Source organism: Streptomyces sp. NPDC051109, assembly GCF_044455885.1.
GTDB lineage: Bacteria > Actinomycetota > Actinomycetes > Streptomycetales > Streptomycetaceae > Streptomyces.
In genome coordinates, this window is sequence record NZ_JBITFF010000010.1 from 173,603 (window position 1) to 193,718 (window position 20,116).

Annotated in this window: 17 protein-coding genes; 5 read left to right on the forward strand and 12 right to left on the reverse strand. The window is 70.6% G+C overall.

Annotated elements, in window-relative coordinates:
• Positions 1-97: 97 nt before the first annotated feature.
• The 9 genes from pssA to ACIBAD_RS20400 all read right to left on the reverse strand — a co-directional run bounded on the left by pssA (position 98) and on the right by ACIBAD_RS20400 (position 11,136).
• Positions 98-922, reverse strand: coding sequence for a CDP-diacylglycerol--serine O-phosphatidyltransferase (gene pssA / locus ACIBAD_RS20360; protein WP_134074301.1), 825 nt, complete (start codon positions 920-922; stop codon positions 98-100).
• 34 nt (positions 923-956) lie between these two features.
• Positions 957-1,613 carry a phosphatidylserine decarboxylase gene (locus ACIBAD_RS20365; protein WP_134069977.1) on the reverse strand — a complete coding sequence of 219 codons (657 nt, stop codon included), beginning with the start codon at positions 1,611-1,613 and terminating at the stop codon, positions 957-959.
• A 186-nt stretch (positions 1,614-1,799) separates the two neighbouring features.
• The gene (locus ACIBAD_RS20370) at positions 1,800-3,005 is read right to left on the reverse strand and encodes an acyl-CoA dehydrogenase family protein (RefSeq protein WP_030868030.1); all 1,206 of its coding nucleotides are present in this window, start codon (positions 3,003-3,005) and stop codon (positions 1,800-1,802) included.
• A gap of 2 nt (positions 3,006-3,007) precedes the next feature.
• Positions 3,008-3,520 carry a MaoC family dehydratase gene (locus tag ACIBAD_RS20375; RefSeq protein WP_030155134.1) on the reverse strand — a complete coding sequence of 171 codons (513 nt, stop codon included), beginning with the start codon at positions 3,518-3,520 and terminating at the stop codon, positions 3,008-3,010.
• Between the two features lie 4 nt (positions 3,521-3,524).
• A complete protein-coding gene (locus tag ACIBAD_RS20380) occupies positions 3,525-4,499 on the reverse strand; it encodes a CoA ester lyase (protein ID WP_134069973.1) in 975 nt (324 codons plus the stop codon).
• On the reverse strand, positions 4,496-6,547 hold the full coding sequence (locus ACIBAD_RS20385) for a protein meaA (RefSeq protein ID WP_134069971.1): 2,052 nt from the start codon (positions 6,545-6,547) through the stop codon (positions 4,496-4,498). The genes ACIBAD_RS20380 and ACIBAD_RS20385 overlap by 4 nt, the downstream gene beginning before the upstream one ends.
• Positions 6,548-6,595: 48 nt before the next feature.
• Positions 6,596-7,933: a crotonyl-CoA carboxylase/reductase gene (gene ccrA / locus ACIBAD_RS20390; RefSeq protein ID WP_099888798.1), complete on the reverse strand. Its 1,338-nt coding sequence runs from the start codon at positions 7,931-7,933 to the stop codon at positions 6,596-6,598.
• Between the two features lie 454 nt (positions 7,934-8,387).
• Complete coding sequence (locus tag ACIBAD_RS20395) at positions 8,388-9,212, reverse strand: TetR family transcriptional regulator (RefSeq protein WP_208328957.1); 825 nt, start codon at positions 9,210-9,212, stop codon at positions 8,388-8,390.
• 187 nt (positions 9,213-9,399) lie between these two features.
• Entirely contained in the window at positions 9,400-11,136 is a 1,737-nt protein-coding gene (locus ACIBAD_RS20400; protein WP_398907995.1) for a 3-hydroxyacyl-CoA dehydrogenase family protein, read from the reverse strand.
• A gap of 460 nt (positions 11,137-11,596) precedes the next feature.
• Between ACIBAD_RS20400 and ACIBAD_RS20405 the strand changes: the two genes are divergently transcribed.
• Positions 11,597-12,202 (forward strand): adenylosuccinate lyase, encoded by a 606-nt coding sequence (locus tag ACIBAD_RS20405; protein ID WP_398907948.1) that lies wholly within the window; start codon positions 11,597-11,599, stop codon positions 12,200-12,202.
• Between the two features lie 31 nt (positions 12,203-12,233).
• Entirely contained in the window at positions 12,234-12,701 is a 468-nt protein-coding gene (locus ACIBAD_RS20410; protein ID WP_398907949.1) for a RidA family protein, read from the forward strand.
• On the opposite strand, the gene ACIBAD_RS20415 is transcribed toward ACIBAD_RS20410, so the two are convergent.
• From ACIBAD_RS20415 to ACIBAD_RS20425, 3 genes are all read right to left on the reverse strand, one after another.
• Complete coding sequence (locus ACIBAD_RS20415; protein WP_398907951.1) at positions 12,684-14,066, reverse strand: acyltransferase family protein; 1,383 nt, start codon at positions 14,064-14,066, stop codon at positions 12,684-12,686. The genes ACIBAD_RS20410 and ACIBAD_RS20415 overlap by 18 nt on opposite strands.
• A 103-nt stretch (positions 14,067-14,169) precedes the next feature.
• Entirely contained in the window at positions 14,170-15,762 is a 1,593-nt protein-coding gene (locus ACIBAD_RS20420; RefSeq protein ID WP_398907952.1) for an alpha/beta hydrolase, read from the reverse strand.
• Positions 15,763-15,874: 112 nt separating this feature from the next.
• On the reverse strand, positions 15,875-16,915 hold the full coding sequence (locus ACIBAD_RS20425) for an Rv2578c family radical SAM protein (RefSeq protein ID WP_398907953.1): 1,041 nt from the start codon (positions 16,913-16,915) through the stop codon (positions 15,875-15,877).
• 333 nt (positions 16,916-17,248) lie between these two features.
• Here ACIBAD_RS20425 and ACIBAD_RS20430 point away from each other — a divergent pair, with 333 nt between their 5' ends.
• The 3 genes from ACIBAD_RS20430 (at position 17,249) to ACIBAD_RS20440 (ending at position 20,104) form a co-directional block, all read left to right on the forward strand.
• A complete protein-coding gene (locus tag ACIBAD_RS20430; RefSeq protein ID WP_134069957.1) occupies positions 17,249-17,692 on the forward strand; it encodes an SRPBCC family protein in 444 nt (147 codons plus the stop codon).
• A gap of 236 nt (positions 17,693-17,928) precedes the next feature.
• Positions 17,929-18,762: a M55 family metallopeptidase gene (locus ACIBAD_RS20435; RefSeq protein WP_134069955.1), complete on the forward strand. Its 834-nt coding sequence runs from the start codon at positions 17,929-17,931 to the stop codon at positions 18,760-18,762.
• Complete coding sequence (locus tag ACIBAD_RS20440; RefSeq protein ID WP_398907954.1) at positions 18,755-20,104, forward strand: M20/M25/M40 family metallo-hydrolase; 1,350 nt, start codon at positions 18,755-18,757, stop codon at positions 20,102-20,104. The genes ACIBAD_RS20435 and ACIBAD_RS20440 overlap by 8 nt, the downstream gene beginning before the upstream one ends.
• Positions 20,105-20,116: the final 12 nt, after the last annotated feature.

Genomic DNA, 20,116 nt, shown 5'->3' on the forward strand with positions numbered 1-20,116 from the left:
GGCGGTTTTCCGACATCAAGCGTAGCCGCCCCCGCATGCGGAAGCCCCCGGCGCCTGTCGGCGGCCGGGGGCCTCGTACGGACTGCAGCGCCCCGTGCTACGGGAGCTGCGACGCCGCTCGCGCCTCGCGGCGGTTGTGGCGGAAGGTGTTCGCGCGACGGGTCGTCGCGAACAGCGGGATGGTCGCCGCCAGAGCGATCTGCAGCGCGCAGCCCGCCTGGAGCAGCAGCTGGCCGCCCGGGGCGTCGAACGCCCAGGCCGCCAGCAGGCCCATGGCCCCGATGATCCAGCTCAGCATGGCCACCGCGAGGACACCCCGCGGCTTCGGGTACTCGACCCGGCTCACCATCAGCCAGGCCACCCCGATGATCGCCAGCAGCGTCGGGACGAACGGCAGCTCCAGCAGCACGATCGAGACGACCGTGAGCGCGCCGAAGGGGCTCGGCATGCCCTGGAACATGCCGTCCTTCATGGTCACGCAGCTGAATCTCGCGAGTCTGAGCACCACGGCCAGCAGCACCACGATCGCGGCCAGCGCGGACATCTTCTGCACCGCGTCGTCGGCGACCATGCCGTACACGAGCACGAAGTACGCGGGAGCCAGGCCGAAGCTGATCAGGTCGGACAGGTTGTCCAGCTCTGCGCCCATCGGCGAGCTGCGCAGCTTGCGGGCCACGATGCCGTCGAAGAGGTCGAAGACCGCCGCGAGCAGCATCAGTATCACCGCCGTCGCGGCGCTGTTGCGGGCCATGCCCGACTCGCCACTGCCGGTGAGGTGCGGGATGAGGATCCCGGTGGTGGTGAAGTACACCGCCATGAATCCGCACGTCGCGTTGCCGAGGGTGAGGGTGTCCGCTATCGACAGCCGCAGCGAGAGCGGCATGTCGTCCTCTGCGGAGTCCTCCTCGGCGGCCTCGGGCACCCAGCCGCCCGCCGGTGTGGTGGGAGTCTCAGGGTCAGTCACGGTCAATTCGGGTCACCCCCGCGGTGGTGGCCTGTCCGACCTCGACCGCGACCTCGACACCCTCGGGGAGGTAGATGTCGACGCGGGAGCCGAAGCGGATCAGACCGATGCGTTCGCCCTGCTCCACCTTGGTACCGGCCGGCAGGTACGGGACGATGCGGCGTGCGACGGCGCCGGCGATCTGCACCATCTCGATGTCGCCGAGCTCGGTGTCGAAGTGCCAGACAACGCGCTCGTTGTTCTCGCTCTCCTTGTTGAACGCCGGGACGAACCCGCCGGGGACGTGCTCCACGGACGTCACCGTGCCCGCGAGGGGCGCGCGGTTGACGTGGACGTTCAGCGGGCTCATGAAGATCGCGACCCGGGTCCGCCCGTCCTTCCACGGCATGATGCTCTGCACCACACCGTCGGCGGGCGAGATGACACGGCCCTGCGTGATCTCACGCTCGGGGTCGCGGAAGAACCACAGCATGCCCGCCGCGAGAGCGGTGGTGGGCACGGCCACCGCGGCCCAGCGGCCGGACTTGCGGGCCCGGGTGAGGCTGAGCGCAGCGGTGGCGACGGTCGGCAGGAGCCACGGCGATGCTCCGCGTGCGAGACGTCCGTTCAGGAAGCCGACGCGAGGTGCAGAGGTTTGGCTGTGGGGCATGGATGACCTTCGTAGCGGGTGATTGCCGCGCCGCAAACAGGGGGACGGGACGGCGGCTTTACTGGAATGCTATCGGTTGCACGCAACAACTGGGCAAGCCAGAAGCCGAGTCGATGGCCGCCAGCCAGTGACTGCCAGTGATTCTTTTGCGACGGACCCCTGGAGGATCCGCCGCAAAAGGGACTTTCAGCCCTGGAGTCGGTACTCCTCAAGCAGGCGTCGACCGATGATCATTTTCTGGATCTCGGCCGTACCTTCACCGATGAGCAGCATCGGCGCCTCGCGGTAGAGGCGCTCGATCTCGTACTCCTTGGAGAATCCGTAGCCGCCATGGATACGGAAGGCGTCCTCGACTACCTCCTTGCAGTACTCGGAGGCGAGGTACTTCGCCATCCCTGCCTCAAGGTCGTTTCGTTCCCCGGAGTCCTTTTTGCGTGCTGCGTTCACCATCATCGCATGGGCGGCCTCGACCTTGGTAGCCATCTCGGCCAGCTTGAACTGGATGGCCTGGTGCTCGGCGATCGCCTTGCCGAAAGTGTGACGTTGCTGGGCATAAGAGACACCCAGTTCGAATGCACGCTGAGCGACGCCGCAGCCACGCGCCGCCACGTTGACGCGGCCGACCTCGACCCCGTCCATCATTTGGTAAAACCCTCGGCCCGTCTGGCCTCCGAGGACCCGATTGGCCGGAATGCGCAGTCCGTCCATGATCAGCTCGGTGGTGTCGACGCCCTTGTAGCCCATCTTGTCGATCTTGCCCGGGATGGTCAGGCCCGGACGGACCTCACCGAAGCCCGGCTCCTTCTCGACGAGGAAGGTCGTCATCGACTTGTGCGGGGCCGTGCCCTCGGGGTGTCCTTCGTCACTGCGGACCAGGACGGCCACCAGGGTCGAGGAGCCGCCGTTCGTCAGCCACATCTTCTGGCCGTTCAGGACGTACTCGTCGCCGTCCTTCACCGCCTTGGACGTGATGGCCGACACATCGGAGCCCAGCCCCGGCTCGGACATCGAGAACGCGCCGCGCACCTCGCCCAGCGCCATGCGGGGCAGGAAGTGGTCCTTCTGCTCCTGGGTGCCGTGCTGCTTGAGCATGTACGCCACGATGAAGTGGGTGTTGATGATGCCCGAAACGGACATCCAGCCCCGCGCTATCTCCTCCACGCACAGCGCGTAGGTGAGCAGCGACTCACCCAGGCCGCCGTACTCCTCCGGAATCATCAGGCCGAAGAGGCCGAGCTCCTTGAGGCCGTCGACGATCTGCTGCGGGTACTCGTCACGGTGTTCGAGTTCGGTCGCGACCGGGATGATCTCCTTGTCGACGAACTCCCGGACGGTCTTGAGGATCTCCCGCTGGACGTCGGTCAGCCCGGCGGTCTGGGCGAGTCGGGCCATGGCTACTTCCCCTGTTCCTTCAGCTGCGGGCGGCCGGGCTGCTCGCCGCCGCGCTCCTTGATGTACGTCTCCGTCGGGACCATCACCTTGCGCCGGAAGACGCAGACGAGGGTGCCGTCCTGCTTGTAGCCCTTGGTCTCCACGTAGACGATCCCGCGGTCGTTCTTCGACTTCGACGGGGTCTTGTCGAGGACCGTGGTCTCGCCGTAGATGGTGTCGCCGTGGAAGGTCGGCGCCACGTGCCGCAGCGACTCGATCTCCAGGTTGGCGATGGCCTTCCCGGAGACGTCCGGCACGGACATGCCGAGCAGCAGCGAGTAGATGTAGTTGCCCACGACCACGTTCTTGCCGAAGTCGGTCGTGTTCTCGGCGTAATTGCTGTCCATGTGCAGAGGGTGGTGATTCATGGTCAGCAGACAGAAGAGGTGGTCGTCGTACTCCGTGACCGTCTTCCCCGGCCAGTGCTTGTAGACCGCGCCGACCTCGAACTCCTCGTACGTGCGTCCGAACTGCATGGCCCTACGCCTCCGGGATCTCGAACTTGGTGGTGCGCTGCATGCCGGCGGCGCGGCCCTTGCCCGCGATGACCAGGGCCATCTTGCGGCTGGCCTCGTCGATCATCTCGTCGCCGAGCATGGCCGAGCCCTTCTTGCCGCCGGCCTCGGAGGTGCACCAGTCGTACGCGTCGAGGATCAGCTCGGAGTGGTCGTAGTCCTCCTGGGAGGGGGAGAAGACCTCGTTGGCCGCGTCGACCTGGCCCGGGTGCAGGACCCACTTGCCGTCGAAGCCGAGGGCCGCGGCGCGCCCGGCGACCTCGCGGTACCCGTCCACGTTCTTGATCTGGAGGTAGGGGCCGTCGATCGCCTGCAGGTTGTTGGCCCGGGCGGCCATCAGGATCTTCATCAGGATGTAGTGGTAGGCGTCCGCCGGGTAGCCGGGCGGCTGCTCGCCCACGACCAGCGACTTCATGTTGATGGAGGCCATGAAGTCGGCCGGCCCGAAGATGATCGTCTCCACGCGCTGGGAGGCCTGCGCGATCGCGTTGACGTTGTTGAGGCCCTGCGCGTTCTCGATCTGCGCCTCGATGCCGATCTTGCCGACCTCGAAGCCCATCGTCTTCTCGATCTGCGTCAGCAGCAGGTCCAGCGCCACGACCTGCTGAGCGTCCTGGACCTTCGGCAGCATGATGCAGTCGAGGTTCTGGCCCGCGCCCTCCACCACCGTGATGACGTCGCGGTACGTCCAGTGCGTGGTCCAGTCGTTGACGCGCACCACCCGGGTCTTGCCGGTCCAGTCGCCGTTGTTCAGCGCGTCCACGATCGTGTGGCGGGCGCCTTCCTTGGCGAGCGGGGCGCAGGCGTCCTCCAGGTCGAGGAAGACCTGGTCGGCCGGCAGGCCCTGGGCCTTCTCCAGGAAGCGCGGGTTCGAGCCCGGCACCGCGAGGCAGGAGCGGCGCGGACGCAGCCGGTTCACGGGAGACGTGGGCGTGGTCATGCGGGGACCTCCAGAGGGTCGAGCTTGTTCGCTTTCCGGATCTCGTCGACGATACGGCCGATGATCTCCGTGATACCGAAGTCCTTGGGTGTGAAGACGGCGGCCACTCCGGCCGCCTTGAGGGCGATGGCATCGGCGTTCGGAATGATGCCGCCGAGGACCACGGGGATGTCACCCGCCCCCGCCGTACGGAGGCGTTCCAGCACGTCCGGCACGAGCGCGCTGTGCGAGCCGGACAGGATGGACAGTCCCACGCAGTGCACGTCCTCGGCCAGCGCCGCCGACGAGATCTCCTCGGGCGTCAGCCGGATGCCCTGGTAGACCACCTCGAACCCGGCGTCGCGGGCCCGTACGGCGATCTGCTCGGCGCCGTTGGAGTGCCCGTCCAGGCCGGGCTTGCCGACCAGCAGGCGCAGCCGGCCGGAGCCCAGGTCCTCGGCGGTCCGGGCGACCTTCTCGCGGACGAGGGCCATCGGCGTGCCCTCCTCGGCGGTGACCGCCACCGGGGCCGAGGAGACCCCGGTCGGGGCGCGGAACTCGCCGAACACCTCGCGCAGGGCGTTCGCCCACTCGCCGGTGGTGACACCCGCCCGGGCGCACTCCAGGGTGGCCTCCATCAGGTTCTCGGTCCCGGCGGCGGCCTCCTTGAGCCGGTCCAGGGCCTGCATCACCGTCGGGAAGACGAAGGGGTCGCCGTTCCCCTGCCGCTCCGAGGACTCCTGCCGCTCGGCCCGCCAGCGGACGATCCGCTCCACGGTCAGCGCCTCGGTGGCCGGGTCGACCGTCATGATGGCGCCGTCCAGGTCGGCCGTCAGCGGGTTCTCCTCGGTCTGCTCGAAGCAGTTGACGCCGACGATCTTGTCCTGGCCGGCCTCGATCCGGGCGCGCCGCTCGGCGTGCGAGGCGACCAGCTCGCCCTTCAGGTAACCGGACTCGACGGCGGCCATCGCGCCGCCCATCTCCTGGATCCGGTCGATCTCGGCCAGGCAGTCGGCGACCAGGGAGTCGACTTTGGCCTCGATGACGTGGGATCCGGCGAAGATGTCCTCGTACTCCAGCAGGTCGCTCTCGTGCGCCAGGACCTGCTGGATGCGCAGCGACCACTGCTGGTCCCAGGGCCGGGGCAGACCCAGCGCCTCGTTCCAGGCGGGCAGCTGCACGGCGCGGGCCCGGGCGTCCTTGGAGAGGGTGACCGCGAGCATCTCCAGCACGATGCGCTGGACGTTGTTCTCCGGCTGCGCTTCGGTCAGCCCGAGGGAGTTGACCTGGACGCCGTACCGGAAGCGGCGCTGCTTGGCGTTCTCGATGCCGTAGCGCTCGCGGGTGACCTGGTCCCAGATGCGGCCGAAGGCACGCATCTTGCACATCTCCTCGATGAAGCGGACGCCCGCGTTCACGAAGAACGAGATGCGGGCGACCACTTCGCCGAAACGATCCTCCGGGACCTGGCCCGAGTCGCGCACCGAGTCCAGCACGGCGATGGCCGTCGACATCGCGTACGAGATCTCCTGGACCGGGGTGGCCCCCGCCTCCTGGAGGTGGTACGAGCAGATGTTGATCGGGTTCCACTTCGGGATGTGGTTGACCGTGTACGCGATCATGTCCGTCGTCAGGCGGAGCGAGGGCCCGGGCGGGAAGACGTGCGTCCCGCGCGAGAGGTACTCCTTGACGATGTCGTTCTGGGTGGTGCCCTGGAGTTGGGCGATGTCCGCGCCCTGCTCCTCGGCGGCCACCTGGTAGAGCGCCAGCAGCCACATGGCGGTGGCGTTGATCGTCATCGAGGTGTTCATCTGCTCCAGGGGGATGTCCTGGAACAGCCGCCGCATGTCGCCCAGATGGGAGACCGGGACCCCGACCCGGCCCACCTCGCCGCGGGCGAGGATGTGGTCGGGGTCGTAGCCGGTCTGCGTCGGGAGGTCGAAAGCGACCGACAGGCCGGTCTGGCCCTTGGCGAGGTTGCGGCGGTACAGCTCGTTGGACGCCTCGGCCGTGGAATGGCCGGCGTACGTCCGCATGAGCCACGGACGGTCTTTCTGGCGCTCTGTCATCTCAGGCTGTCCCTTTGGCCCTTGAACGGTCTCGGACGGTCGGGCGGATCAGATGTCGCGGAAGCGGTTGATGGCTTCCAGGTGCGTCGCCCGCATCTCGTGGTCGCGCACGCCCAGGCCCTCCTCGGGGGCCAGCGCGAGGACGCCGACCTTGCCCTGGTGGAGGTTGCGGTGGACGTCGTAGGCCGCCTGGCCGGTCTCCTCCAGGGAGTAGACCTTCGACAGCGTGGGGTGGATCTTGCCCTTCGCGATGAGGCGGTTGGCTTCCCACGCCTCGCGGTAGTTGGCGAAGTGCGAGCCGATGATCCGCTTCAGCGACATCCACAGGTAGCGGTTGTCGTACTCGTGCATGTAGCCCGAGGTCGAGGCGCAGGTGGTGATGGTGCCGCCCTTGCGGGTGACGTAGACGCTCGCGCCGAAGGTCTCCCGGCCGGGGTGCTCGAAGACGATGTCGATGTCCTCGCCGCCGGTCAGCTCGCGGATGCGCTTGCCGAAGCGCTTCCACTCCTTCGGGTCCTGCGTGTGCTCGTCCTTCCAGAACTTGTAGCCCTCGGCGCTGCGGTCGATGATCGCGGTCGCGCCCATGGAGCGGCAGATGTCCGCCTTCTGCGGGCTGGAGACCACGCAGATCGGGTTGGCGCCGCCGGCCAGGGCGAACTGGGTGGCGTACGAGCCGAGTCCGCCGCTGGCGCCCCAGATCAGGACGTTGTCGCCCTGCTTCATGCCGGCGCCGTTGCGGGAGACGAGCTGGCGGTAGGCGGTGGAGTTGACCAGGCCGGGGGAGGCGGCCTCCTCCCAGCTCAGGTGGCCGGGCTTCGGCATCAGCTGGTTGGACTTGACCAGTGCGATCTCGGCGAGGCCGCCGAAGTTCGTCTCGAAGCCCCAGATGCGCTGCTCGGGGTCGAGCATCGTGTCGTTGTGGCCGTCGGAGGACTCCAGCTCGACCGAGAGGCAGTGCGCGACGACCTCGTCGCCCGGCTTCCAGGAGTTGACGCCGGGGCCGGTGCGCAGCACGACGCCCGCGAGGTCGGAGCCGATGACGTGGTACGGGAGGTCGTGGCGCTTGCTGAGGTCGCTCAGCTTGCCGTAACGCTCCAGGAAGCTGAAGGTCGACACCGGCTCGAAGATCGACGTCCAGACCGAGTTGTAGTTGACCGACGAGGCCATGACGGCCACCAGGGCCTCGCCCGGGCCGAGCTCCGGCACCGGGACCTGGTCGAGGTGCAGGGACTTGCGCGGGTCCTTCTCACGGGTGGTGAGCCCCGCGAACATCTCCGCCTCGTCCTTGTGCACGGTGATCGCGCGGTAGGAGTCGGGGAGCGGCAGGGCCGCGAAGTCGGCGGCCGTAGCGGCCTGCGACTGGATCGCGTCGAGGATGTCCTTCACGGTGTTGCCTCCGGCGAAGCGCTGATGAGGGTGCGCTGGGGGATCCGCGGGTGCGCGGTACGGGTGTGGTGGGGTTGGTGCTGTACTGCGGTGCCGTCGGTCCGGCGGGGGTCCCCCCGGCCGGAGGCCAAGGGGAGAGCTGTGGTGCTGGCGCGACGCCCGTGGTGGGGCGTGCGCGCGGCCTGGTGACGCAGGCATCCGGGGCGCGGTTCGTGCCGAGTGGGCGTGGACCGCGGGGACATCCGGACAGATTCAACGTATGGCACCCCGTGTCACTCAGCAAGGCACCGCGTGCCAAAACTTTCTCTCATTTGGCTATTGACCTGCGCGAATGAGCGATGATCGATCAGGGTTACCCGTGAGTAGGGGCAAGCCGGACAAACGGAAGCGGCCGCTCCCGGAACGGGAGCGGCCGCTGTGACGTGAATCGCTTACTGAGCGCCCAAGGGGGTGCCTACCGGTTCTTGAGTGCCTCTTCGATGGTCCGCATGACCTCGTCGAGCGGGGCGTCCGTACGGGCCACCGCCACCAGTACCTCGCCCTGCGTACGGACCTCCGCCGGCGCGGCCGGGGCCGGGGCGGGCGCGGTGCCCAGCGTGCGGCCCGCGCCGATGCCCGTGCCGAAGGTCTTCCGCACGATCGAGAAGGCGTGGTCCAGCTGCGCCTCCACGTCCCCCTGGCCGCCCGCCCGCAGCCAGCGCCGCAGCACGTGGTTGTGGGCCGTCACCACCGCCGAGGCCGCCACCTCCGCCAGCAGCGGGTCGTCATTGCCGTCGTGGTGGTCGGTCTCGTCGAAATGGGCCAGCAGATAGCGGGTGAACAGCCGCTCGTACCGGGCCACCGAGGCGATCTCCCGCTCCCGCAGCGCCGGCACCTCGCGGGTCAGCCGGTAGCGCTCCACCGACACCGCAGGCGACGCGGCGTACATCTTCATGACTTCCTTGATCCCGCGGCACACCGTGTCGAGCGGGTGCTCGTGCGCCGGGGCCACGTCCAGCACCGCCTCGGCCCTGGTCAGGGTGTCGTCGTGGTCCGGGAAGATCGCCTCTTCCTTGGACCGGAAGTGCCGGAAGAACGTCCTGCGCGCCACCCCCGCCGTCGCGGCGATCTCGTCGACCGTCGTCGCCTCGTACCCCTTGGTCGCGAACAGCTCCATGGCGGCGGCGGCGAGCTCGCGGCGCATCTTCAGACGCTGGGCGGCCGCCTTGGTGCCGGCCGCGCTCTCCGTGCTGTCGGAGGCCGTGGCGGCGCGGGACGAGGTCTTGGCGGGCTGGGACATAGAGCGAAAGTACTTCATTTGCGCGGGGGAGCGCGCCTGAGGGGGGTGGGGCGGAGGTGGATGCGGGGGAGGGCCGGCACTGGGCACACAGTGCTCGTCGGGAGGGTTCGCCTGCCGTGAGGGTGCGGCAGGCCCGAGCAACCCTCCCCACGCATCCGGCTCTGGGGGCACCTGGCCGGGGCGCTGCTTACCGGCGGGCGTACTCACGGAATCCGCGGCCGGTCTTGCGGCCCAGGCAGCCCGCCGCCACCAGGTGCTCCAGCAGCGGGGAGGGGGCCAGGCCGGGGTCGCGGAACTCCTTGTGGAGCACCTTCTCGATCGCCAGCGAAACGTCCAGGCCGACGACGTCGAGGAGCTCGAAGGGCCCCATCGGGTAGCCGCCGCCCAGCTTCATCGCCGCGTCGATGTCGTCGAGGCTCGCGTAGTGCTGCTCGACCATCTTCACGGCGTTGTTCAAGTACGGGAACAGCAGCGCGTTCACGATGAAGCCGGCCCGGTCCCCGCAGTCGACCGGGTGCTTGCGCACCTTGACGCAGATCTCGCGGACCGTGGCGTGCACGTCGTCGGAGGTCAGGACCGTCCGGACCACCTCGACCAGCTTCATCGCCGGAGCCGGGTTGAAGAAGTGCATGCCGATCACGTCCTGCGGACGCGAGGTCGCGCGGGCGATCGCGATCACCGGCAGGGAGGAGGTCGTGGTGGCCAGCACCGCACCCGGCCGGCAGACCTTGTCGAGGGCCGCGAACAGCTCCTGCTTGACCGCCAGGTCCTCGGCGACGGCCTCCACGGCCAGGTCCACGTCGGCGAAGGCGTCCAGGGAGCCGGCCGCGGTGATCCGGCCCAGCGTCTGCGCCGCGTTCTCCTCGGTCAGCTTGCCCTTGGACACCGCACGGCCCAAGGACTTGCCGATCGCGGCCTTCGCGGCGTCCGCCTTCTCCTGGCTGCGGGCGGCGAGCACCACCGCGAAGCCCGCCTGCGCGAAGACCTGCGCGATGCCGCTCGCCATGGTGCCGGAGCCGGCCACGCCGACCTTCGCGACCGGGCGGCCCTCGACGAGCCGGGCCCCGTCCAGCGGGGTCTGCGCGTCGCGGACGATCGTGGATCCGCCCGGCTCCCCGTACGTGTAGAAGCCGCGCCCGGACTTCTGCCCGGTCAGGCCGGCCTCGGCGAGGTGGCCCAGGATCGGGGCCGGGGCGTGCAGCCGGTCGCCGGAGGAGGCGTACATGGCCTCCAGGACGGTCCGGGCGGTGTCCACGCCGATCAGGTCGAGCAGGGCGAGCGGGCCCATGGGCAGACCGCAGCCGAGCCGCATCGCCGCGTCGATGTCCTCGCGGGAGGCGTACTTCGACTCGTACATCGCGGCGGCCTGGTTGAGGTACCCGAAGAGCAGGCCGTCCGCGACGAAGCCGGGGCGGTCGCCGACGGAGACGGGCTCCTTGCCGAGCTCGCGGGCCAGCAACGTGACCGCCTCGACGGCCGGCGGGGCGGTGAGGACGCTGGAGACCACCTCGACCAGCTTCATCGCCGGGGCCGGGTTGAAGAAGTGCAGGCCGAGGACGCGCTCGGGGCGCTGCGACTCGGCGGCGAGCCGGGTCACCGAGAGGGCGTTGGTGCCGGTGGCCAGGACCGTGTCGGGGCGGACGATCGCGTCGAGCTCGCGGAAGAGGCGCTGCTTGAGCTCGTAGCTCTCCGGGACGACCTCGATGACGAGGTCGGCGTCGGCCGCGGCGGTCAGCTCGGTGAAGGTGCGGAAGCGGGCGAGAACGCCCTCCCGCTCCTGCTCGGTGAGGCGCCCACGGGCCACGGAGCGGGCCGTGGCGGCCGCGAGGGCGGCGGTGGCCCGGCGGGTGGCGGCTTCGCTGATGTCGATGCCGATGACCTCGCGGCCGGCCTGGGCGAGGACCTCGGCGATGCCGGTGCCCATGGTGCCGAGGCCGACGACGGCGATGGTCTGGAAGGCGGACTGACCGGTCGACTGGCCGGCGGACTGACTGGACGTGGACGGAAGGTCCATCGCGGGACTCCAGTGGAAGAGGGTGACGACTGAGGGCGCCGCACGGCGCACGACGCGCGGCGGGAGATCCGGCCCGTGCGAGAGCGCGGGGCGGAGAACGGCGGACCCTGTCCCGGGGCCACGCCGTACACGAAGGGCAGCAGAGGTAGCTGATGCACATGAGTCGTGGAAGCTACCGAACCGACTGATACGGGGCGGCTGCGTCACCAGGCCGGCCTCGTACGTTGAAAGGAGCGTAACCCGCCGGTAACTGCCGCGCCAGAGCGCGGAGATGTGACCTGTACCGCCCAAATGTACCGATCATCGATCATCGATCAGTCATCTGCGGAAACCCGGCGTGGCGGCGGCCGCGCCGCCCTAGGGTGGCCGGGTGAACGACGTGCTGGAGCGCCTGCGAACGGAAGCCGGGCAGTCGGGGGAGTCCGGCGGGTCCGCGGAGTCCGGGGGGCCCGGGGGGTCCCCTCGCTACGAGGAACTGCTCGCGGCGGACCCCGACGCGCTGGCCGCCTCCCTGACCTCCGCGGGCCTGCCGCTGTGGGCCCGCGAACTGGCCGCGTACCGCCTCGGCCTGGCCGGCGACCGGCGCGCCTTCGAGCCCTTGGTGCTGCTCCTCAACCACCGGGACCCGCCGCGCTGCGCGGCCGCCGCCGAGGCGCTCGCCGCCCTGGGAGACCCGCGCACCGCCCGCGCGGCGGCGGCCCTGACCACCAACACCCTGCGCACGGCCTACGCCCTCCAGCCCGTACGGCTCCTCACGACCCTGCGCGCCCCCGAATCGGCGCCGGTCCTGATGGCCACGCTCGCCCGGCTGCTGTCCCCGCAGGAGCCCTATTGGCGGGTGGCCCTGGCCTGCGTCGAGGGCCTCGGCACCCTCGCCGACCCGCGCGCCCGCGAGGTCCTCACCCGGGCCCAGTCCCATCCCCGCCTCGCGGTGGCGGCGACGGCCGCCCTGCGCAAACTGCGCAGACCTCGCTGACCTCGCTGACCGCGCTGAGATGATCAGCCGCATGAGCGACCTCACGAGCAGGCCCGACGACCACCGCGACCACCCCCGCGACCACCACCACGTCACGCGCATATCCGCGCCGGAAGGCGTCCACCCCGGTACGGGCTACAGCCACGTCGCCTGGGGCACCGGGCGGTTCGTCGCGATCTCCGGCCAGTGCGCCTTCGACGAACAGGGCCGGGTCGTCGGCGCGGGCGACGCCGCCGCGCAGGCCCGCCAGGTGTTCGAGAACCTTCGGCGCTGCCTGGCCGCAGCCGGGGCGACCTTCGACGACGTGGTGAAGCTGACGTACTTCGTCACGGACATCGCCCACCTCCCGGCCGTCCGGGAGGCGCGCGACGCCGTCATCCCCGCCGACCGGCTGCCGGCGTCCTCGGCCGTCCAGGTCGCCGCCCTGGCCCGCCCCGAACTCCTGCTGGAGGTGGAGGCCTTCGCCGTCCTGCCGAGCGGGTCAGCCGCGGGACACTGAAGCCGCCTCGTCCGGCGCGCGGACGGCGGCGGCCGGGAGGCCCCCGCCCTCCGCACGCAGCGGCGGGCCCCCCTCGGGCGCGGCGGCGGGTCGGCGGCGGTCCGCCGCCTGCTGGACCCGCTTGCCCAGGCGCTGCGCCGGCAGCTCGACCAGGCGGTACGTCAAGTGGCTCGCAGCCATCAGCACCGTCAGGAAGATCGCTGTCCAGGCGATCTTCCCGAGCGTCGACTCGGGCATCGGCGGGACTCCCAGCGGCGGACCGATCGTGCGCAGCAGCGGGAAGTGCAGCAGGTACATCGAGAAGCTGATCGCGCCGAGCCAGGTCAGCGGCTTCGGGAAGCGCCGCCCCCGCAGCAGGAAGAAGAGGCCGAACAGGATCCAGGCCGCGAGGTACGAGAGCGACCAGGCCTTCCAGCCCGAGGTCCAGGTGCTCTCCTGGACCCCGTTCCGGTTGTAGAGCCATCCGACGAGCACGCCCGCGAGGACCACGGACCCACAGGTGAGCAGCGCCGGAACCCGGCGGACCGTGCCGTGCTGCGCCCGGTACACGACGGTGCCGGCGAACATCGTCGCGAAGATCATCAAAGTCTCGAAGGCGACGGCCCGGCTGTTGAGCGTGGCGAGGACCAGGCCGAGTCCGCCGAGCATCAGCGCCCCCGCCGCGGTCGCCTTCCGGTGGCCGCTGAGCACGCCCCAGAAGCCCACGAGGACGATCGGGGTGGCGATCAGCAGGAGCAGCCGGACCGAGCCGAGCTGCGTCAGCAGGATCTGGGGGGCCAGGGCGGTACCGATCGCCAGCGCGGCACCGGCGAAGCCGACGGCGATCGGGGCGCTGTGCCGGTGCAGGCCCCGGGTGAACAGGGCGGTGACGAAGAAGTAGAAGACCATCTCGTAGCAGAGCGTCCAGGTGACGTTCATGCCGTTGATGACGCCCAGCATGTCCTGGAGCATCAGGCCGTTCGCGACGAGCGAGGCGAGGTCGTCGCCGGTGCGCAGCAGCTTGACCGAACCGTCCCCGGCCGGGAGCATCAACATCGCGGCGACGAAGGCGACGATGACGGCCGGGTAGATCCGGAAGAGGCGGCCGATCCAGAAGCCCCGGACGTCACCCCGGCGCTCCAGTGAGGCCGGGATGATGTAACCGCTCACGATGAAGAAGAGCATGACCCCGAACACGCCGAGGTCGAAGTTCCGCCAGACCATCCCCCCGAAGGGCAGCATCCGCAGAACGTCGAAGTGGTGCAGGACCACGACGAGGGCGGCGATGCCGCGCAGTGCGTCCAGCCATCCGAGCCGGGCACCGGCGGCGGAGCGCGGGGCTGCGGCGGCCTTCCGCCGGGCGAGCGGGGATGTCAGCTTCTTCACCGCAGGGACCCTAGCCCATGTCCGCTCGTCCCGTCCCCGTTCACCGAGGTGTCAGGGACGAGACGGTCAAACCTGACGAACCAGTACATATAGCAGCGTCTGCCTACCCGCGGAAGCCCAGGAGGCCGTGGAGGGCCGTGCCGCCGGCGGTCGGAGGAACCGCGCGCGTGGACGTGGTCGGCTTAGGGGCCGGCTGGGCGGGGCAGGCGGCGTCCGAGGCCTGGCCCGCCCGCAGGTACGCCGCCACCTTCTCGTCCAGGCACTTGTTGCCGCTGAGCGCGACCCCGTGGTTGCCGCCGCCCTCCTCGACCACCAGCGCCGAGCCCTTCAGCTTCCCCTTCATGCTCAGCGCCCCCTCGAACGGGGTCGCCGCGTCCTCCGTCGCCTGGAGCAGCAGGGCCGGCGGCAGGGAGGCGTTGCTCACGTCGGGCGCCGCCAGCGGCTCCGTCTTCCAGAACGCGCACGGGGCGTTGTACCAGGCGTTGTTCCAGGTCATGAACGGTGCCTTCGCGTGGGTGCGCCACATGTCCGCACGCCACTGGTTCCAGTCCTTCGGCCAGGCCGAGTCGCGGCACTGGACCGCCGTGTACACGCTGTAGCTGTTGCCCGCGGACGGCTCCACCGCCCCGAACCGCTCGTACGCCGCCACCAGCGGCTTCGGGTCCTTCGCCACCTCGTACGCCGAGAAGGCCTCGGCGAGGACCGGCCAGTAGCCGTTGTAGTAGCCGCCCGGCATGTAGGTGTCCTCCAGCTCCGCCGGGCCCACCTTGCCGCCCGCGGGGTTCGCGTGCAGGGCGTCCCGCATCGCGTACCAGCGCTCCTCGACCCCCGCCGGGTCGGTGCCCAGCCCGTACTTCTCGTCGTACCGGGCCACCCAGGCCAGGAAGGACTTGTGGCGGGCGTCGAAGGCCCGGTCCTGCGCGAGGTTGTCCTCGTACCAGACCCCGCCCGGGTCGACCACGGAATCGAGGACCAGGCGGTGTACCCGGTCCGGGTGGAGCTTGGCGTACACCGCGCCCAGGTACGTCCCGTACGAGTAGCCGAAGTAGCTGAGCTTCGCCGCGCCCAGGGCCCCGCGCAGCACCTCCATGTCGCGGGCGGCCGAGACGGTGCCGATGTAGGGGAGCACGTCGGCGTGCTTGGTCTGGCAGGACTCGGCGAAGGACTTCACCCGGTCCAGGTTGGCCCGCTCGGTCTGCGCGTCGAGCGGTACGGAGTCCGGACGCACGGGGGTGAAGTGGCCGGGCCCGCAGTCCAGGGCGGGCTCGCTTTTGCCGACGCCCCGGGGATCGAAGCCGATCACGTCGTACTGGGCGGCCACGTCCTTCGGCAGCGCGGACGCGATGAACCCGGCCAGGGTCCGGCCACTGCCGCCGGGCCCGCCGGGGTTGACCAGGAGCGGCCCCTGCGAGGTGGCGGCGGTGTGCGGGACCCGGGTCAGGGCCAGGGAGATCTGCCGGCCGGCCGGGTGGTCGTGGTCGAGCGGGACCTTGAGGGAGGCGCACTGCAGCGTCGGATAGCGCGGGCTCGCACAGCCGGTCCAGCGCAGCGCCGCGGGCGCGGCGCCCGGCGCGGCGGCCGTCGGCGCGGCACCCGCCGGGCTCGTGACGACGGCGGCCACGCTCGCGGTGGCGACCGACAGCAGGACGGCGGCGCGCTTCGTCAGCGGACCGCGCTTCTTCGCAGGGTGCAGCATGGGGCCTCCCAGCCGAGGGTTCTGGGCGGAATCGTCCCGGAAACCACGCCGGGAAGGCGGGATTGGGCCGCTGATTGGCCCGATGTGATGAGCCTTCAGCGGCCGTACGAGGTCACAGGAGGCTGAGCTGGACCGGATCGGCGGCCGCGGGGCCGGTGGGACGTTCGGGGAGGGGGATCCTGCGGGCCGCGCCCCGCCGGGAGGGTCCGATGCCGAATTCGGCGGCGAGTTCGTGCACTTGCCGGGTGATCTGCCGCTGGTACCAGGTGGGTGCGTACGAGCCGCCCGCGTACATCCGCTCGTACCGTTCGACGAGGCGGGGGTGGTGGGCCCCCAGCCACGCCGTGAACCATTCGCGGGCGCCCGGCCGCAGATGGAGTACCAGGGGTGTCACGGAGGTCGCCCCGGACTCGGCGACGGCCCGGACGGTGGCCCGCAGCTGCTCGGGGGAGTCCCCGAGGAAGGGGATCACCGGAGCCATCAGCACCCCGCACTCGATCCCGGCCTCGGTGAGGGCCCGTACGGCTCCCAGCCGGGCGGCGGGGGACGGCGTACCCGGTTCGACGGTCCGCCACAGGGCGGCGTCGGTGAAGCCGACGGAGACGGAGATGCCGACGTCGGCGACCTCGGCGGCCTGGCGCAGGAGCGGGAGGTCGCGCAGGATCAGCGTCCCCTTGGTCAGGATGGAGAAGGGGTTGGCCCGGTCGCGCAGGGCCTCGATGATCCCGGGCATCAGCCGGTAGCGGCCCTCGGCGCGCTGGTAGCAGTCGACATTGGTGCCCATGGCGATGTGTGCGCCGCTCCACCGGCTCGAAGCGAGTTCGCGGCGCAGCAGCTCGGGGGCGTTGGTCTTGACGACGATCTGCGAGTCGAAGCCGATGCCGGTGTCGAGGTCGAGGTAGCTGTGGGTCTTGCGGGCGAAGCAGTACACGCAGGCGTGGCTGCACCCGCGGTAGGGGTTGACCGTCCACTCGAACGGCATGCGCGAGGCGCCGGGCACCCGGTTGAGGACCGAGCGGGCGCGGACCTCGTGGAAGGTGATCCCGCGGAACTCGGGGGTGTCGAAGGTCCGCGTGACGACGGAGGCGGCCCCGAAGAGCGCCCCCGCGCCATCGGGCGTCCCGGGCCCGTCCGTCAGATTGTCCCAGCGCATGAGCGCCTCCCTCGGTGTCTCGGCCCCGAGAATAGAACAAACGTTCCCATGATCGTGCGGCACGGCAATGCCCTTGATCACCACGGCGGTGCCGAGGCGGCTCCCGCCATGGGAAAACACGGATCGTGGTCCGTCTGCCGGGCACGGCGGGCAACCGGCTGGAGGAGGCGATAGCCGGGGCCGCGGCCCCGTTCGAGTCCCTGGACGGGCGGCGGTGCGAGAACGGCGAGAGCCCGTCCACGGGGCCGGCCGCCGCTGACCCGGATTTGGGTGCTTGCCCCGGAGGTGGTTGGCTTGCCGCGACGAGCGGACACAACTGCTGGAGGAACAGCTATGGCGCAGGTCGAGGCCACCACGGAGCGGATCATCGCGGCCGACGCGGAGACCGTGTTCGACGCGCTGGCGGACTACACCGGGACCCGGGGGAAGCTGCTGCCCGAGCACTTCAGCGAGTACGAGGTGCGCGAGGGCGGCGACGGCGAGGGCACCCTCGTCCACTGGAAGCTCCAGGCCACCAGCAAGCGCGTGCGCGACTGCCTGCTGGAGGTCACCGAGCCGACCGACGGCCAGCTCGTGGAGAAGGACCGCAACTCCACCATGGTCACCACGTGGATCGTCACCCCGGCCGGCGAGGGCAAGTCCAAGGCCGCGGTCACCACCGTCTGGAACGGCGCCGGCGGCATCGGCGGCTTCTTCGAGCGCACCTTCGCCCCCAAGGGCCTCGGCCGGATCTACGACACCCTGCTGGCCAACCTGGCCGCCGAAGTCGAGGGCTGAGCAAGGCGGTTGCCGTGCCGCGGCAGTGCCGCCGGCGCCGGGCGGCTCACCGGATCGGGTGGAATTCCCGGCCGATGTGAGCCCCCGGCCCGGGCGTGCCCCCGGGCCGGAGCGGGCCCGCGCGGCTAGGCTGGAACCCTGCGCGCACACAGCGTGGAGGCCTGCCCGGACGGCTCCGTCCGCGACGGCCGCCCTGCGACGACGCGCCGTGCGCAGCCGACCGCCCGGGGGGCCCGATGAAGATCCTCGTCTCCGCCGACATGGAAGGCGCCACGGGCGTCACCTGGCCCGCCGACGTCCTGCCCGGCACCCCCCAGTGGGAGCGCTGCCGCCCCATGTTCACCTCCGACGTGAACGCGGCCGTCCGCGGCTTCCTCGACGGCGGCGCCGACCAGGTCCTCGTCAACGAGGCGCACTGGACCATGCGGAACCTGCTGCTCGAACAGCTCGACGAGCGGGCCGAGATGCTCACCGGCCGCCACAAGTCCCTCTCCATGGTCGAGGGCGTCCAGCACGGCGACGTCGACGGCGTCGCGTTCGTCGGCTACCACACCGGCGCCGGCTCCGAGGGGGTCCTCGCCCACACCTACCTCGCCAACTCCATCACCGGCGTCTGGCTGAACGGGACCCGCGCGAGCGAGGGGCTGCTCAACGCGCACGTCGTCGCCGAGTACGGAGTGCCCGTCATCCTCGTCACAGGCGACGACCTGACCTGCGCCGATGCGGACGGCTACGCGCCGGACGCCCTGAAGGTCGCCGTCAAGGACCACGTCTCCCGCTACGCCGCGGTGTGCCGTACCCCGGCCCGTACCGCCGCCGACATCCGGGCCGCCGCCAAGGAGGCCGCGGCCCTCGCCGTACGCCGGGACCCCGTGCACGGCGGCCCGTACACCGTGGAGCTGGAGTTCGACGCCGCGCACCTGGCGATGGCCGCCACCGTCGTGCCGGGCGCCGAACGCTTCGGGGAGCGCAGGGTCGCGTACACCAGCGAGACGATGTACGAGGGGATCCGGACCTTCAAGGCGGTCACGACGGTCGTCTCGGCAGCCGTGGAGGAGCAGTATGGCTGACATGCCCGCAGTCACCCAGGAGTCCCCCGTCGACCAGGTCGCGCTCGACGAGGCCGTCGCGTTCACCTCCGGCCTGATCCGCATCGACACCACCAACCGGGGCGGCGGCGACTGCCGCGAGCGCCCCGCCGCCGAGTACGTCGCCGAGCGGCTGGCCGCGGCCGGTCCGGAGCCGGTCCTGCTGGAGCGCACGCCCGGCCGCACCAACGTGGTGGCCCGGATCGAGGGCACCGACCCCGGCGCCGAGGCCCTCCTCGTCCACGGCCACCTCGACGTGGTCCCCGCCGAGGCCGCCGACTGGAGGGTGGACCCCTTCTCCGGGGAGATCCGCGACGGGGTGGTCTGGGGCCGCGGCGCCGTCGACATGAAGAACATGGACGCGATGGTGCTGGCCGTCGCACGGGCCTGGGCGCGGGCCGGGGTCAAGCCGCGCCGGGACATCGTGATCGCCTACACCGCCGACGAGGAGGACAGCGCGGTCGACGGCTCGGGATTCCTCGCCGACCAGTACGCGCACCTCTTCGAGGGCTGTACGGAGGGCCTGAGCGAATCAGGCGCCTTCACCGTGCACAACGGCCCCGGCCAGGCCCTCTACCCGATCGCGGCCGGTGAACGCGGCACCGCCTGGCTGAAGTTGACCGCCCACGGCACGGCGGGCCACGGCTCCAAGCCCAACCGGGCCAATGCCGTCAGCCGACTCGCCGGCGCCGTGGCCCGGATCGGCGAGTACCGCTGGCCCGTCCGGCTCACCGGCACGGTCGCCGCCTGTATCACGCAACTCGCGGCACTCCAGGGCCTGTCGGTCGATCCCGGCGCCCGCGGCTTCGACCTCGACGCCGTCCTCGGCAAGCTCGGGCCGGCCGGCCTCCTCGTCGAGGCGACCGTGCGCAACAGCGCCAACCCGACCATGCTCAGCGCCGGTTACAAGCTCAACGTCATCCCGGGCACGGCCACCGCGTACGTGGACGGCCGGATGCTGCCCGGCACCGAGGCGGAGTTCATCGCCACCCTCGACGAACTCACCGGCCCCGAGGTCACCTGGGAGTTCCACCACCGGGAAGTGGCCCTCGAAGCCCCCGTGGACGGGCGGACGTTCGCGATCCTGCGCGAGTCCGTGGAGCGCTTCGACCCCGACGGGCACGTGGTGCCGTTCTGCATGGCGGGCGGCACCGACGCCAAGCAGTTCTCCCGGCTCGGGATCACCGGATACGGCTTCTCCCCGCTGAAGCTGCCGCCCGGATTCGACTACTGGTCCCTCTTCCACGGCGTGGACGAGCGGGTCCCCGTCGACGCCCTGCACTTCGGCGTACGCGTCCTCGACCACGCCCTGCGGACCCTGTGATGGTGAGCCGGT

Excerpts from the sequence above, each read along its gene's own strand:
- ACIBAD_RS20365 (WP_134069977.1), bottom strand. The coding sequence starts at position 1,613 with ATGCCCCACAGCCAAACCTCTGCACCTCGCGTCGGCTTCCTGAACGGA.
- ACIBAD_RS20370 (WP_030868030.1), bottom strand. The coding sequence starts at position 3,005 with ATGGCCCGACTCGCCCAGACCGCCGGGCTGACCGACGTCCAGCGGGAG.
- ACIBAD_RS20375 (WP_030155134.1), bottom strand. The coding sequence starts at position 3,520 with ATGCAGTTCGGACGCACGTACGAGGAGTTCGAGGTCGGCGCGGTCTAC.
- ACIBAD_RS20380 (WP_134069973.1), bottom strand. The coding sequence starts at position 4,499 with ATGACCACGCCCACGTCTCCCGTGAACCGGCTGCGTCCGCGCCGCTCC.
- ACIBAD_RS20385 (WP_134069971.1), bottom strand. The coding sequence starts at position 6,547 with ATGACAGAGCGCCAGAAAGACCGTCCGTGGCTCATGCGGACGTACGCC.
- ACIBAD_RS20395 (WP_208328957.1), bottom strand. The coding sequence starts at position 9,212 with ATGTCCCAGCCCGCCAAGACCTCGTCCCGCGCCGCCACGGCCTCCGAC.
- ACIBAD_RS20400 (WP_398907995.1), bottom strand. The coding sequence starts at position 11,136 with ATGGGCACCGGCATCGCCGAGGTCCTCGCCCAGGCCGGCCGCGAGGTC.
- ACIBAD_RS20410 (WP_398907949.1), top strand. The coding sequence starts at position 12,234 with ATGAGCGACCTCACGAGCAGGCCCGACGACCACCGCGACCACCCCCGC.
- ACIBAD_RS20420 (WP_398907952.1), bottom strand. The coding sequence starts at position 15,762 with ATGCTGCACCCTGCGAAGAAGCGCGGTCCGCTGACGAAGCGCGCCGCC.
- ACIBAD_RS20425 (WP_398907953.1), bottom strand. The coding sequence starts at position 16,915 with ATGCGCTGGGACAATCTGACGGACGGGCCCGGGACGCCCGATGGCGCG.
- ACIBAD_RS20430 (WP_134069957.1), top strand. The coding sequence starts at position 17,249 with ATGGCGCAGGTCGAGGCCACCACGGAGCGGATCATCGCGGCCGACGCG.
- ACIBAD_RS20435 (WP_134069955.1), top strand. The coding sequence starts at position 17,929 with ATGAAGATCCTCGTCTCCGCCGACATGGAAGGCGCCACGGGCGTCACC.
- ACIBAD_RS20440 (WP_398907954.1), top strand. The coding sequence starts at position 18,755 with ATGGCTGACATGCCCGCAGTCACCCAGGAGTCCCCCGTCGACCAGGTC.